Annotated in this window: 8 protein-coding genes; 7 read left to right on the plus strand and 1 reads right to left on the minus strand. The window is 40.8% G+C overall.

Annotation, left to right across the window (positions count from 1 at the left end):
• Nucleotides 1–56 precede the first annotated feature (56 nt).
• The 7 genes from AY601_RS02555 to AY601_RS02585 all read left to right on the plus strand — a co-directional run bounded on the left by AY601_RS02555 (nt 57) and on the right by AY601_RS02585 (nt 14784).
• A complete protein-coding gene (locus tag AY601_RS02555) occupies nt 57–2510 on the plus strand; it encodes a zinc-dependent metalloprotease (protein ID WP_068395988.1) in 2454 nt (817 codons plus the stop codon).
• A 62-nt stretch (nt 2511–2572) separates the two neighbouring features.
• Nucleotides 2573–4987 carry a zinc-dependent metalloprotease gene (locus AY601_RS02560; protein WP_198163592.1) on the plus strand — a complete coding sequence of 805 codons (2415 nt, stop codon included), beginning with the start codon at nt 2573–2575 and terminating at the stop codon, nt 4985–4987.
• A 70-nt stretch (nt 4988–5057) separates the two neighbouring features.
• Nucleotides 5058–6191: a thioredoxin family protein gene (locus AY601_RS02565; protein WP_068395993.1), complete on the plus strand. Its 1134-nt coding sequence runs from the start codon at nt 5058–5060 to the stop codon at nt 6189–6191.
• A 6-nt stretch (nt 6192–6197) separates the two neighbouring features.
• Nucleotides 6198–8537, plus strand: coding sequence for a S9 family peptidase (locus AY601_RS02570; protein ID WP_084359039.1), 2340 nt, complete (start codon nt 6198–6200; stop codon nt 8535–8537).
• A gap of 197 nt (nt 8538–8734) precedes the next feature.
• Entirely contained in the window at nt 8735–9040 is a 306-nt protein-coding gene (locus tag AY601_RS02575) for a DUF6660 family protein (RefSeq protein WP_068395996.1), read from the plus strand.
• 137 nt (nt 9041–9177) lie between these two features.
• Entirely contained in the window at nt 9178–13557 is a 4380-nt protein-coding gene (locus tag AY601_RS02580; protein WP_068395999.1) for a CusA/CzcA family heavy metal efflux RND transporter, read from the plus strand.
• Nucleotides 13558–13575: 18 nt separating this feature from the next.
• Complete coding sequence (locus tag AY601_RS02585; RefSeq protein WP_068396002.1) at nt 13576–14784, plus strand: efflux RND transporter periplasmic adaptor subunit; 1209 nt, start codon at nt 13576–13578, stop codon at nt 14782–14784.
• Nucleotides 14785–14981: 197 nt separating this feature from the next.
• On the opposite strand, the gene AY601_RS02590 is transcribed toward AY601_RS02585, so the two are convergent.
• Nucleotides 14982–16130, minus strand: a complete 1149-nt coding sequence (locus AY601_RS02590; protein WP_068396005.1) for an acyltransferase family protein — start codon at nt 16128–16130, stop codon at nt 14982–14984.
• Nucleotides 16131–16256: the final 126 nt, after the last annotated feature.

Below are 16256 nucleotides of genomic sequence, written 5' to 3' on the forward strand. Positions count from 1 at the left end.
CCTGTTCCCTGTTTCGGCTGGGGGCAGGACATGAAAAAAGACCAGCCTAATCCAGAATGATGAAAATTAGTAAAAAAATACTGTTGTACCTGCTGCTGCTATTGTCTAGTCAATATCTGCATGCACAATCAGAACAGGCTATCCCGCAAATCAGTAAATATATCAAGCCGGGAGCCAAAACTTTTAAAGGGATGTTTAACATTTATGTACAGGATGATAAATATCTGGTTGAAATTCCCGATCAGCTCCTTGGCAGGGAAATCCTGACCAGTGTAACAATTATCAGCGGTTCTGCACAGCGTAAACGTAATCCGGGTATGCGTTTCGGTTTCGCCGGGGATGCGGTAAATGACCGGGTGATCCGTTTTAAAAAGGGAATAAACGGCAAGATGAACCTGGTTGCACCAGATTTTATTCAGGCTACCGATACCTCAAGCGTGTATTACAATTCGATCAAAGCTAATCTGGTACCCACCTTGCTTGCATTTGACATTATCGCTGTCGGAAATGCGAGCTCACTGATTGATATCACCTCGCTGTTTGCTGGCGATAGTGATCTTTTTTCTCTAAAGGGAGCTGCTGCAGAACTGAAACTGGGAGGATTTGAAGCCGCTAAATCCAGGATACTGGGGGTGAGCAGTTTTGAAAACAACGTCGTGTTTCGTTCCATTAAAAGTTATGGTGAAGCTGCTGCTTCGCCACCAGGACAGGTTGAAGCACCGAAGCCGGACGCACCTGCAAAAGCAGAAGAAACTAATCCTACCATGTGGGAGGTGGGGTCTAGCTGGTTTCTGCTACCACAGCTGCCTATGCATCAACGTTATGCGGATAAGCGAATAGGCTACTTTACCACAAGGTTGACCAGTTATGATAAAAATCCTGAAAAAACTGAAGATTTAGTTGTCGCGAACAGGTGGCGGATGGAACCCAAACCAGAAGATCTGCAGAAATTTAACAATGGTGAACTGGTAGAACCTGCAAAACCTATTGTTTTTTACATTGACCGCAATACACCCGCTTACCTTATTCCTTATATGATTGAGGGCGTAAATGCATGGCGCAAGAGCTTTGAGAAAATAGGCTTTAAGAATGCCATCACAGGTAAGCTGGCACCTACGCTGAAAGAGGATCCCGACTACAGTATGGAGGATGTCAGGTATTCTTATATCTCGTACAAACCTTCGGAAGTGGCCAATGCCTATGGTCCGCAGGTAGTCGATCCGCGTTCCGGTGAAATCCTGACCTCACATGTTGCTGTATTTCACAATATTCTTGAGTTGTTGCAACGCTGGTATTTTTCAATGTGTGCAGCTACAGACCCGGGGGCTCGTAAAATCCCGATGAGTAAAGATTTAATGGGCGCCTTGGTTAAAAACGTGATTACGCATGAAGTAGGTCACACCCTTGGCTTGCGTCATAATTTTGCAGGCAGTTCCTCTTATCCGGTTGACAGTATCCGTAACCGTGATTTTATCAGGAAAAACAGTTTCGGCCCTTCTGTGATGGACTATATGCGCTTCAACTATGCAGCGCAGCCGGAAGATAAGATGACCCCTGTAGATTTATTGCCGGTAATTGGTGTATATGATAATTATGCGATTGAATGGGGATATAAATATATGCCTGAAAAAGATCCAAAAACTACAGCGGAATATCTGACTAAATGGGTTTCTGAGAAAAGAAAAGATCCTAAGTTTTTCTATTTAGAGGAGTCGGATGCTTTCGATCCAAGAGTGCAGAGTGAAGACATTGGCGACAATAACATGAAGGCAAACGCGCTCGGTGTAGAGAACCTGAAAAGGACTATGGTCAACCTTAATCAATGGGGAGACGGTCCGGATCAAGACTATTCTACGTTAAGGTCGATGTACCGTGCCGTTGAAGGACGCTATTTTCAATATTTGCAGCATGTAGTTAAAAATATAGGGGGCGTAAATAGTGACAATGCATTGCGTACTGAAAATAAAAGTAATTATATTCCCGTAAGTGATACCCAGCAAAAGGAGGCAGTAGCCTATTTAAAGAAATATATGCTCACTGAACCCGAATGGTTATACCCTGCAAACATAGGTGCCAAAACAAAATTTAACTTCAATACCGATGTTGAAGATACTTATAGTGATTTATTAGGCAGACTGATGGCTAAATATAATCAGTTGGCCACGATAGAAAATATCACAGGTAAATCAGACTATGCTCCGGGTGAATTTTTAGCTGAGTTGCAGCAGTTTATTTTTAGGGATATTGAAAATGGTAAACCCATTTCGCGTTATAACAGGATGCTGCAAAGGGCCTACCTGAATAAAATTTTATTGCATGTAGATAATCCGTCAAATTTCGGCAACAACATCGGCCTGATTATGAATAAGCAGATGCTGCTCATTCAGCAGCAAGCGAAAGCTGGTGCGGCAAAACAGAGCGATTTCATTACTAAAAGTCACCTTGTTTCCATCGCAAATATGATTGCAGTGTGGCACAGTGGTAAGAATGACGCTTATTTAACCAAATAACCCATATGCTGAGCGCAACAAGTGATATGTACCTTATTGAACCAACAATTTCAACAACTAAAATGAAAAATAGCTTAATTATATTATTTACGGTATGCTTTTTCTTTTCCTCTGCTGCAGCTTCTGCACAGGGAAAACAAAAACCAAAAGTCAAAGCGGTGACCACGGTACCGGCAAATGTGGTGCCGGCCAATGAGCTGATGCCTTTTGATAAGTTCTTTAAAAAAACAATGAAGATTACGCCGGGAGAATTTACCGTTTATCAGGATGACTCGAAGTATTTCCTGGAGATTCCTGCTTCTGCATTAAATACGGATCTCCTGGTAATTGGTGAGATTATACGCGGATATTCGCAAAGTGTTGCGCAATCTTCCGGAATCGTGCGTTTTATCAAAGCTACAGGCAACAATTTGAATGTGACCAGAGAGGTGTATAAAGAAGCACTGTCGCCAGACTTTAACCAGGGTATGGAAAGTTTAGTACAGAAATCCAACCTGATCCCTGTTAGTTTTGTCCTTCCGGTAGAAGCTGCCGGAAAAACGAAGGGAAGTTATATTATTGATGTTACCAGGCAGTTAATGGAAGGCGGAGATCTTTTTTCTTTCAAAGATGTGAGTGATTTAAGTAATTCTGATGCAGCACGTTCTGGTGTACAGCAGGTAAAAGTGGGAGAGAAAGGGGTGGTTTTCACTGTACTGCGTACACAGACACAGCCCGGCAATAACGTTAACGGTAACAAAGCAGTAGACCGTGCCATAGCACTTATGCTGAACCTGAGCATTCAGCGCCTGCCGGATGCGCAGATGAAGGTAAGAGAAGCAGATGTCAGAGTAGGTTTTGGTACGGTGAATTACAACGATTTTGGTAAAAATCCATATGGGGTGCGCAACGTAAAAGTCATCACCAAATGGAATCTTGAAGTGAAGGCGGCCGACCGCAAGAAATATGCTGCCGGAGAATTGGTGGAACCGCTAAAGCCCATCAGCATTTTTATTGATCCGGTTACGCCTGCACCTTTTGTACCTGCTATCAAAAAAGCAATACAGCAATGGAATACTGCGCTCGAGACTGCAGGATTTAAAAACGCGCTGGTAGTGATGAATACTGCAAAAGACAATTGGTTGTCTGCCGGCAAATTATTGATCGAATGGGGAAGTCCAGGTCAGGGTCTTCCAACCAATGTGGTTACGGATCCGCGTACCGGAGAAATACTGGCAGCAAAAATGGATGTCGGCGATAATTTAATCAATGACCTGCTGCCTTCTTATTTTGCTAAATGTGCATTTATAGATCCAAGAATCAAGAAAGACCTGTACCATCCTGAAGTGAGAAAAGAAATATTGGAATGGAAAGTAGCTACGGCATTGGGTGAATTGCTGGGTATGATACCAAATCTCCATGGTAGTGCGGCGTATAGCCCTAAACAACTCAGGTCTGGCGCATGGCTGAAAACCCATAGTTTCACTTCGTCTATTACCGATGATACCGAGTTTAATTACGTATTACAACCAGGAGATCAAGTGGATGTGGCAGATCTGCTGCCGCATGTATCCAGTTATGATAAAATGGCTGTAGGCTGGGCTTACAGAGTTTTTAGCGAGCCTGCTGCGGAGAAAAAAGCTTTAGCCAGCTTAAAATCTACAGATGCCGAACTACTTTTCCTGGAAGAGAATAAAAATGATCCTTTTACACGCAAAGGCGACCTCTCTGATGACCAGCTTGAGGCATCAGAACTGGGCATGAAAAACGTGGAGCGTTACTATCTCCAGGTAGAGCAGATGACAGCAGCAATGAAGGACAAGGATGAGGACTGGACCAACTTCAAAATACTTTCCAACGCTTTTCAAAAAAGTTACCAGCTGTATACAGACAATGTGGTGAGTTATATTGGTGGGATCTCTACCCGCCCGATGTTAAAAGATTACAATGATGTACCTGTAATTTATACGTCTAAAAAAGATCAGAAAAGCGCAATGGCACTATTGAATACCTGGTTCTTCAATGGCCCGCCTGTTTGGATACAAAGTAAACAAATGAATTTACTGAACAGTGAATCTGAAGCTATTAAGATGGGCAGAAGTACGCAGGATGCATTGCGCAAATTCATCACACCGGAAGTGCTCAATAACCTGATTAAGGCAGAATATGCCCTGGGAAAAGATGCCTATACCGTGAGTGATTTATTTGCTGATCTTGACCGTTATGTTTTCAAGGATTTTGATACTACGCTTCCTTTCAATGAATATATCATGCTGATGCAAAATAATTTTGTGTACGATCTTACAGATGCTGCGGTGAAGAACACCAATATTACTGGCGGACTAACTGATGCGAGTGAAGTACTCCATATGTATTTCATCAGAACGATGGCGCATGTTGGAGAAATGGGCGAAAAACACCAGGATCCAAGAGTACGTGAACGGTATAAAATGATGAAGCAGAAGATTGAGCGCGATATCAACCAGAAACCAAATTAATTTATTGACATCCATGATTGATCGTGGCCTGAGGAAATGATGGTCATGATCAATTTTATGCATAAAAAAGATGATGAAACAGATAATGATAGTGTTCTTGATCACCTTCGGCACCACTGCATTTGCGCAGCACCAAAAGATCAATTTTGAGCAGATAACTATTCAGGAAGCATTAAAAAAGGCCAAAGAACAGCATAAGCTGGTTTTCGTAGACTGTTTTACGGAATGGTGTATTCCTTGCAAACAAATGGAGGCAGGCGTTTTCAAGACGGACAGTGTTGCTGCTTTTTTCAACAGCAATTTCATCAATGTGAAAATGGACATGGAAAAGGGGGAGGGACCGGGCACGATGAAAACTTATGCTATAGGCGCTTTTCCTTCTTATCTGCTATTTGATACTGATGGAAAACTGCGCTACAAATTTGTTGGGGGAATGCCTGCAGCAGAATTTATGGCCCATATCAGAAAAGGCATGCATACCGATAATGAGGAATCGAAACTGACGGCCAGGTATGATGCCGGTGAGCGCCAGCCCGATCTGCTGAGGGCACTGGTCCTTTTAAAAATCCGTGTTGCAGAAAGAGGTATAGCAAAAAAGATCAACGATGAGCTGATGGCTGTTCTTACGCCCGCACAGCGTGCCCTGCCGGAAAATTGGGTGCTATTTGGTGAAAACAGGTACGCCATGTACCTGTCTGATGTGGATAGTCCTAATTTCAACTATCTCGTTAACAACTGGAAAGATTTTTCAGTACAGAACAAAAAAGACACAGTAGATCATAAAATGTCTTTTATTTTTAGAAAATTAGCTGGTGAATGTCTGGAGGGCTATTATTTCAAAGATAAGCCTTACAATAAACAAGCATTTGAACAGTACAAAGCGCAGATTGAAGCTACTGAAATGCCTGACAAAATGCAGTTGCTGGTACTGATTGACATGGCAGAGGCAGCGGGCCGGAAAGATTATAGTAAGGTTACCTCCCTGTTTGAAAAAAACGCCAGTACTTTTTCTGAAGATAACCTGAGGATTATGTGGCCATATATCACGATGTGCTCGGTGATTCCCGACTATAAATATCCCCGTGCCAAAGAGATTGCTGATGAAGTGATCAGGCGGACTAAAAATCCTTTTCTGGTTTCAAGCTGTGAAATACTGAAAGAGAATCAAATCAGGGCAAACCAACCTTCCGGCAAATCAAATTAAACCAGGATGGATCAAATTAATGTACTCGGCAAAAGGGCTTTTCTTCTCTTTAAAAGCAAGCATACACTGATATGGCTAATCTGTTATACGCTGCTGGCTATCCCTGCAGAGCTGTGCGCTCAGGTACCTGACTTCACTGCTGCGGAAAAGTTTGATGCACCGAACCTGCAAAAGCTGATGGGAACTACGCAGGTGATCCCTTTTTTCTTAAAAAAGAGCAATCGGTTCTGGATGACAGCAGAAGATCTGCTTGCAAAATCATCATCAGGCAAGAAAATGTCATCGGTGCAGGTGCAGGTGCAAGTGGAAAATACTTCAGTTGAAAGGCAATATTTTCTGGTAGATATGGACAGGAAAGAGAAAAAGCTGCTATTCAATAAAAGTGTAATTCTGGCCCGGCTCGCAAAGCTAACTGGTAAGCCTGTTGAAAAACAGCGAATTGATTATACTGGTGATTTTTCTGAAGATGAAAAGACCGTCAGTATCAATTATGATGGGATCAGGTATGATTATGCTTATCAGCAGGAGACATTGGTTCAGCATGTAGCGCAACAAAAATCAGCCCCTGTTTATCTGATAGGGAATAGCTCACCTGATAAAAAGTGGCTGATTTATGCCCGGCATCATAATCTATATCTTAAGAAAACATCGGGAACAGCAGATACTGCAGCGCGCGTACTTTCTGCTGATGGCGCTGCACATTTTTCGTTTTCCATAAATGATGAAGATCAGTTTGCCAGTAATAACACAGAAACAGATGCCGTATGGGCAGATGACTCCAGAAACTTTTATATTTTGCGGAAAGATACCAGAAAGGTTGAGCATATGACAGTGGTCAATTCATTGTCTGCGCCAAGGCCTTATGTAGTCACTTATCCCTATGAGCTACCCGGAGATCAGTATGTAGCACAATTTGAATTGTTTATTGGAAATACTGCTGCAAATACCTTAAAAAAAGTAGACATTGCACGCTGGCCAGACCAGGAAGTGAGTCTGGTCAGGAACGGTATCCTTAGCAATGGGGAAATCCTGCTGGTTCGCAAAAAAAGGAGCCGAGATGAAATGGAACTGTGTGCTGTGAATTTAAATACCGGTAAACTGCATGTGCTGATCAACGAGGTCAGTAAGCCATTTATCAATGAAGATTTATTTAATGTATCAGTGATCAACGGTCGGAAAAATATTTTATGGTGGAGTGACCGTACGGGTTGGGGACAGTATTACCGCTATGATTTAAATGGAAAACTGCTCAATGCGGTCACTGCCGGAGAATGGACTGCAGGTAAAATTGCCACTGCGGATGATGCGAAACAATGCCTTTACTATTATGGTTACGGGAAAGAGAAAAACTGTAACCCTAATTATGCTTTCGTTTACAAAGTTGGTTTTGATGGAAGGAAGGATAAACTACTGACTCCTGAAAATGCTACCCACGCTGTTTTTATATCGCCAACCAAAGCGTATCTGGTAGACAATTATTCTGCAATAAACCTGGAGCCAAGATCAATAGTTAGAAATAATGAAGGTGGATTTGTGCAGGAAGTGCTAAAACCAGATTTTAGTCAATTGTATACCTACGGATGGAAGCAGCCGGAGATGTTCACCGTTAAAGCAAAAGATGGCGTCACAGATCTTTATGGACTGATGTGGAAACCTTATCATTTTGATCCGGATAAAAAATACCCTATCATCTCACAGGTCTATCCTGGTCCCTTTACAGAAACGGTGTGGAACGAATTCACCGTACTTGACCGTTATAACAATACCTCACTGGCACAAACAGGATTTATAGTGGTGGTAATGGGGCATCGTGGAAGTTCACCTTACCGGAAGGCCAGTTACTATAAATTTGGTTACGGTAATTTAAGGGACTACGCTTTAGAAGATGATAAATACGGACTGGAACAATTAGGTGCACGTTATCATTTTATAGACATGAACAAGATTGGTATTTTCGGTCATTCCGGCGGTGGGATGATGTCTGCGGCCGCAATATGTACTTATCCCGATTTTTATAAGGTAGCCGTTTCTTCATCGGGCAATCATGACAATACTATTTATAACCGTACCTGGACTGAAAGCTATCAGGGATTTGATCAGCCCGTCGCTTTAAATCAGAGTCTCGCTAAAGATCTGAAAGGACATTTGCTATTGGTTTCAGGCGAATCTGATCAGAACGTAAACGTAGCCAATACCTATAGAATGGCAGATGCACTGATCAAGGCTGATAAAGATTTTGATTTGCTGATCCTGCCGGGTCAGAGCCATACTTATGAAGAACCTTACAAAACCTATTTTCAAAAACGTTTAAGAGCGTATTTCGCGAAATATTTACTAATTAAATAGCGAATCAGTAATTAAAGAGCAGACCTGTAATTTTATTACTTAGCAGACTTTAATTAAATATAACTCTTCCTCCCATTAAAAACAGCTATTTTTAATGGGAGGAATTTTCTGACGCTTTAATTGAAACTGCAATCGGATTGCATAGTTTTATTAAATTAGGTGATTAGCTGATTTCTTTATTACCTTCGTCTAAGTATATGAGATTATTATCATTCATAGGGATTGTATTAGTGCTGGCTCTTAATTTAGTGCCATGCGGAGATGCTGTAGCCGGTTTGAATAGTAGTGCCAAAATTGAGCAAGCGCATCATTCAGAAAGAAACAACGATAATTGCAGCCCTTTTTGTAATTGTGCTTGTTGTGCTACTGCTTCTGTAATCAAAGATGCTTTAGTAATTTCTACTCCTTTTGCTGAACATTTACCTGTACTTGCGGTACATTTAGCAGGAAAGTTCATTACTGTCAATCTTCCGATCTGGCAGCCACCACAATTGATTTCTTAACCATCTTCATTTTTCTATACGTGCCTTGCGCATGCTATAGGTCATTATTATTATTTAATAATTCCATCAATGCTTTTATCAAGGATTAGCTGATTCCGTTTGGGAATTATTCTTTGATATCTCATTATAAATAAGATATGCTAAGTAAGCTCATAAAATTTTCCATTCACAATAAATTGGTGATTGGTCTGTTTACCCTGGCGCTGATTGCGTGGGGGGTATATTCACTGAAACAATTACCTATTGATGCTGTGCCGGATATTACCAATAACCAGGTACAGGTGATCACTTTAAGTCCTTCTCTTGCTTCAGAAGAGGTAGAACGGTTAATCACTTTTCCCGTTGAACAAACAATGTCTACCATTCCTGAAATTGAGCAAGTACGTTCTATTTCCCGCTTTGGACTTTCTGTAGTGACTATTGTTTTTCACGATGATGTAGATATCTACTGGGCAAGACAGCAGGTCAACGAAAAGCTCTCCGAAGCGAAGAATAATATACCTCAGGGAATCGGGAATCCGGAAATTTCGCCTATTTCTACTGGTCTGGGGGAGATTTATCAATATGTAATTCATGCTAAACCGGGTTTTGAAAAGACTTATGATGCCAGGGAATTAAGAAGTATTCAGGATTGGATTGTCAGAAGGCAGCTTTTAGGAACGCCTGGAATTGCCGAGGTGAACAGTTTCGGTGGGTTACTTAAGCAATACGAGATCGCTTTGGATCCAAATAAACTGAATAGTTATAATTTAAGTATCAGTGATGTATTTAAAGCACTGGAAAGAAATAATCAAAATACAGGTGGGGCATATATTGATAAAAAGCCCAATGCCTATTTTATCCGTAGTGAGGGATTGGTTGGGAATATAGAAGATATTAATAAGATTGTAGTTAGGAATACCAGTTCGGGCCTTCCTGTTTTAGTCCGTGATATCGCAAATGTACAGCTGGGAAATGCGATACGTTATGGTGCTTTAACCAGAACAACGGCAAAAAGTCATGGGGAGGCGGTTGGCGGAATCGTGATGATGCTGAAAGGCTCAAATGCCAATGATGTAGTTAAAAAGGTCAAAGAGAAGATTGCAAGGATTAATAAAACACTTCCAAATGGTATTGTTGTGGAAGCGTTTTTAGACAGAAGTGCTTTGGTAGACCGTGCAATTGGTACGGTGGCGAAGAATCTGATTGAGGGAGCGCTAATTGTCATCTTTGTATTAGTCTTGTTCCTGGGTAATTTCCGGGCAGGTGTCGTAGTGGCATCCGTGATCCCATTGGCAATGCTATTCGCTATTTCCCTGATGAATGTGTTTGGGGTTTCTGGTAACCTGATGAGTTTAGGAGCTATCGACTTTGGGTTGATTGTAGATGGGGCAGTGATTATTGTAGAGGCTACAATGCACCTTTTGGGCGCAAGTCAGCTGACCCGGAAAATGACACAAGATGAAATGGACCAGCAGGTAGAACAATCTGCTACCCGGATGATGAGCGCCGCTGCTTTTGGACAGCTTATTATTTTGATTGTATATCTGCCGATTCTTGCATTGGTGGGTATTGAGGGTAAAATGTTTGGCCCAATGGCTCAGACTGTTTCCTTTGCTATTTTGGGTGCATTTTTATTGTCATTGACTTATGTGCCGATGATGTCTTCTTTGTTACTAAGTAAAAAGCCAGTTGTTAGAAAGAATTTTTCTGACCGGATGATGGATTTCTTTCAGAAGTATTATACACCATTAATTACGGGTGCTTTGCGTAAACGTATAACAGTTGTTGTTTTATCAGTTGTTTTACTGGTCATCAGTATCTTTTTGTTTACCAGGATGGGTGGAGAGTTTATTCCTACTTTGGAAGAGGGTGATTTTGCTGTGGAAACACGTTTATTGACCGGAAGTTCATTGAGTCAGACGATTGATAAGGTTAATCAGGCATCCAAAATCTTATTAAATGAGTTTCCTGAAGTGATAGAAGTGATTGGTAAAGTCGGTTCTGCTGAAATTCCAACAGATCCTATGCCAATGGAAGCTACTGATTTAACGATTATACTGAAGGATAAAAAGGATTGGGTAACTACAAAATCCAGAGAGGAATTAGCTGATAAAATGGCCGCAGCACTGGATAAGGTTACCGGGGTTACTTTCGGTTTCTCCCAACCGATTCAGCTAAGATCTAATGAACTGATTTCGGGAGTGAGACAGGATATTGGAATTAAAATATTTGGAGATGATCTGGAGACCCTGACAGCTATTTCTCAGAAAATAGGGAAAATTGTGACTACTGTTAAGGGGGCAAAAGATTTATACCTGGAGCAGGCTACTGGTCTTCCGCAGATTGTGGTGAAAATTAACAGGGATCAGCTGGCACGTTATGGAATCGACATTGAAACCGTTAACCAGACTATTAATTCTGCTTTTGCGGGACAGTCGGCAGGATTGGTTTATGAGGGGGAAAGAAGGTATGATATGGTGGTACGTTTATCTGAGCAAAACAGGCAAGGGATAGATGATGTGAAAAACATCTATATTTCTGCACCTAACGGGACTAAAGTTCCATTGATCCAGTTGGCTTCGGTCGAGTTCAAGATCGGCCCAAATCAGATTCAGAGAGAGGATACTAAACGCAGAATCATTGTTGGGTTAAATGTTCGTGGTCAGGATATTTCCACTGTTGTTGGAGAGATTGAGCAAAAGGTCAACGAGAAAATTAAATTGCCTCCGGGTTATTATATTACTTATGGTGGTCAGTTTGAGAATCTTAAAGCGGCAAAACAGCGTTTGACAATTGCTGTCCCGGTAGCATTGTCGCTTATTTTATTATTGCTGTACTTCTCTTTTGGATCAGTGAAACAATCGGTCTTGATTTTTTCTGCTATTCCGATGGCTGCTATAGGTGGCATATTCGCGCTGTTATTGCGGGGCATGCCATTCAGTATCTCTGCTGGGGTTGGCTTTATTGCTTTATTCGGTGTGGCCGTGTTAAACGGGGTTGTGCTGATCACTGAGTTTAACAGGTTGAAGGCTAGCGGGATCAGCGATCTCAGGGAGATTGTGTTGAAGGGTACAGCGCTGAGATTAAGACCTGTATTAATGACAGCGACAGTAGCCTCACTGGGTTTTCTTCCGATGGCACTTTCTACTGCTGCGGGCGCCGAAGTACAAAAGCCATTGGCTACTGTAGTGATCGGAGGCTTATTAACTTCTACAATTTTAACTTTACTCGTTTTACCTGTGTTATATACTTATTTCGAAAATTTCAAAAAGGGCAAAAAGGAAATTGCAACTGCAATGGTTGCTTTGCTGATGGGTTTATTTTTCATGCCGTCAAAAACGATGGCACAAAGCCCGGTAAACAGCAGGGTTATCACTGTGCAGCAAGCTGTAGAAATTGCATTGGCTAACAATCAGTCGGTTAAGTCTTCTCAATTGCAAATCAGCAAACAGCAGGCCATTCAAGGTACTGCATTTGATTTGGGGAAGACCAACCTGAATTTGCAGTACGGACAGTTCAATAGTATCAAAAGAGATAATAACATATCAGTGCAGCAGAATATCCCATTTCCGGGATTGATTAAAAACCAGCGCAATTTATATGATGCGCAGGTCCGCAGCAGCGAGCTAAATCTTTCAGTGACACAAAACGAACTTATTCGCCAGGTAAAGAGTACTTATGCACAATTAAGTTATTTTAAAGCGCTTCAAAAGTTGTATAAAAGCCAGGATTCTATCTTCAGTAATTTTCTGAAAGCATCTTCTCTGCGCTATCAGACCGGAGAAACAAATATGCTGGAACGTACTACGGCCGAAACCCAATTGAATGAAGTACGTAATCAGTCTGAAAAGAATGTGGCTGATATATCAATTTATAGTGTTGAATTACAACGGTTGCTGAATACAAAGGAGATGATAGATGTAAGCAGTGATTATTTAAAGAAAGAGAACTGGAATCTGATTGCCCCTGATAGTCTGGCTAATACTTCTTTGTTGGCTTTACAACAGCAGCAGGTAGAAATCGCTGATCAATCTTTAAGGGTAGAGCGTGCAAAGGCAGGCCCTGATTTTACAGTAGGTTATTTTAATCAGTCGATTATTGGCAGTCAGACTATAAATGGACAAGATCGGATTTTTAGTGCAGGTAAGCGTTTTCAGGGGATACAGGCAGGTATTTCCATCCCGCTATTTTATAAGCCATTTGCAGGGAGGATTAAAACTGCTAAAATAGAGAAACAGATTGCGCAGACTGAGTTCAGTTTATTTCAAACTAATCTGCAAACTCAATATAAGCAGGCCGAACAGGATTTGCTGAAGAATTCACACAGTGTTGATTATTATGAGAAAAATGCTTTGCCAAATGTCAATCTGATACTGAAACAATCACAAATTGCTTTTCAAAGTGGTGATATCGGCTATCTCGAATTTTCACAGGCTTTACGGACTTATTCTGATATCCAGTTTAGCTATTTGCAAGCAATTAATCAATATAATCAATCGGTTTATACACTTCAGTATCTGATTGACCTAAAATAATTTAAAAAACGATATACGATGAAAACAAGAATTGAATTCAAACAGGCTATTTATATACTTTCTTTTGCTATGGTTGTCCTTGCTTCCTGCGGGAATAAAAAAGTAGCAGAAGATCATACTGCTGCTGCTGCTGCTGCTGCTGAAGCTCAGGCGAAGGAAAACGCAAATACAGTGGAATTGAGTGCTGCGCAATATAGAACTAGCGGTGTTACCTTGGGAAGGGTAGAGAAAAAATCAATCAGCGGAGTCCTGAAAGTGAATGGGACAATAGATGTCCCACCTGAAAATCTGATTAGTATCACTACACAAATGGGTGGGATTGTGAAATCTACTCCTTTGCTGCAAGGTTCAACAGTAAGTAAGGGGCAGGTTATTGCTGTACTTCAAAATCAGGAGTATGTGCAGTTACAGCAGGATTATCTGGAAAATAAGAGTCAACTTGAATTGGCAGATTCTGAATATAAAAGACAGCAGGAATTGGCGAGGCAGAATATAAATGCACAGAAAGTGCTGCAGCAAGCCAAGTCCCAATATCAAACGATGTTATCCAGAGAAAGTGCTTTAAGACAACGTTTGATGCTGATTAATATCAATTCAGCTACTTTAACACCGGCCAATATCCGGAGTACAATTAATATTTATGCACCAATAAATGGCTATGTGACCAAGGTAAATGTAAACTCGGGCAAGTTTGTGAGTCCGAATGATGTGATGTTTGAGATTGTAAACAGTGCAAATTTACATGTGGAACTGAAGGTGTTTCAAAAAGACGTAGATTTAATTAAGAAAGGACAGAAAGTTCGTTTTTCGTTACAAAATGAGGCTGAAGAGCGTGTAGCCACAGTTACGTTGGTGGGTAGGGAAATTAATGAAGATAAGACAGTTACTGTTCACTGTGTGGCGAATACGCAAAGCAGAAACCTGATACCGGGAGCTTATTTAAATGCATTGATTGAAACCGGAACTGAAGAGGTAAATGCTTTACCAGAGTCTGCTATAGCTGATTTTGCAGGAAAGAAGTATATTTTTATCGAGACTGGGCAGCGCAAAGGAAAAAATGCTGAGCTTAATTACCATTTTCAGCTTTTAGAGGTCACAGTTGGATCGGCAGCTGCAGGATATGTTGAAGTTGAACTTCCTGAAAGCTTCGATCTGACCGGTGCTAAAGTGGTGACTAAAGGAGCATATGATTTGATATCAAAGATGAAAAATAGTGAAGAAGAGTAGCCGATAAGTATTTTATAACAGCTGATGTGTCCATAGCCAATATTGTCTGTGAAAATTACAATTACATTCGCGCGTTTTTGTTGAGCATACAGCGTAATGAAGGAAGTTAATTAATCAGAACACTTAAATAATATGTTTTCATATTACCAAATTCAATACTTTTACAAGGTGAAGTTCCTGACGATGCTTTTATCCTTTTATTTCCCCCAAATACGGTTTATAAATCTCCGGCTGGGACGTTCCACCCATTGATAAGTAATATAAGAGATCATAATGAGCAGGATCAGATAGGTTACGCAGTATAAAACTCCGCTTGAAAAATCAATATTCTGTTTACCTCTTCCTATTCCTGTAATCCCTGGCAAATAAATACCATGTGAAAATGGTTCTTGCAGAAAGATCTGCATGAGATAAACTGAATAAGAAATATCTCCCAGGAATTGCGGGATTTTCCGGTTGCAGAACTTTGCGATTTTACCAGTATTAGCTGTAAAGCTAAGTACCAGCATAGCGAACAACAAGACTGTGAGACTATCATTAAGTGCAAAATGCATAGACATAATGATCGCGAAAATTATAAGCAGCGCAGTTATATCATGGGATAAAGCTTTTCTGACAGCGAGCAATTCGTAAAGCAGGTATACAAGAATACCAGTTGTAAATCCAGCTATTCCACGGATATATCCATAATCAAAAGTCGTATTCAGGTTATGAGGGACTGGAATGGCAGGATTTATAGGGTTTTTTCGCGGAAGCAAGTACATAATGGAATAATATGCAATTACGATAAGCAAGATCAAAATGATAACAGAAATGGCTTTTTTCTTGTTAATACATAAGGCAATGATTGGAAAAAGCAGGTAAGCAGCCCATTCGGCACTAATGCTCCAGGAAGGGATATTCCAATTATAGATCTTTGTAAAACCAAAGGAATGGAGCAGGAAAATATTCGGTAAAATGTCAGCTGGTTGCTCAAGGATAATTGGAGGATTACCCCAATCTGTAAGCCAGCGCACAAGGACTACGAGCAGCAAGAGTGAAAACAGGTGCAAAGGATAAATTCTGGCAAACCTGGCAACAAGAAAGTTTTTCAACGATTTTGCCTGGATCTTATCTTTAAATTGGCTGTTATATACATGCAGCATGATAAAACCACTCATGATAAAGAACAGATCTACCATCAGGTAACATTTTTCGAAAAACATAGATTGTGCAGCAGGAACAAACCTGGCAACAGCCATTTCAAAATGAAAGACTGCGACTAATAATGCTGCAATTCCACGTAAGGCGGTTAATGAAGAAAGATACTCAACTTTATGGGCTGTGATCTGAGTGGTTTGATTCATATGGGGTTTATAGCTGGTTATATTTTCTTCTTCATTATTCAGGAGATTTTAAAAGTTACGGTATTTTTCTTCCAGAATATAGAGCGTGTCGCTGAGTGATCTTATTAAACATAATTGTTACAAAAA

Source organism: Pedobacter cryoconitis (assembly GCF_001590605.1).
Taxonomy (GTDB): Bacteria; Bacteroidota; Bacteroidia; order Sphingobacteriales; family Sphingobacteriaceae; genus Pedobacter; species Pedobacter cryoconitis_A.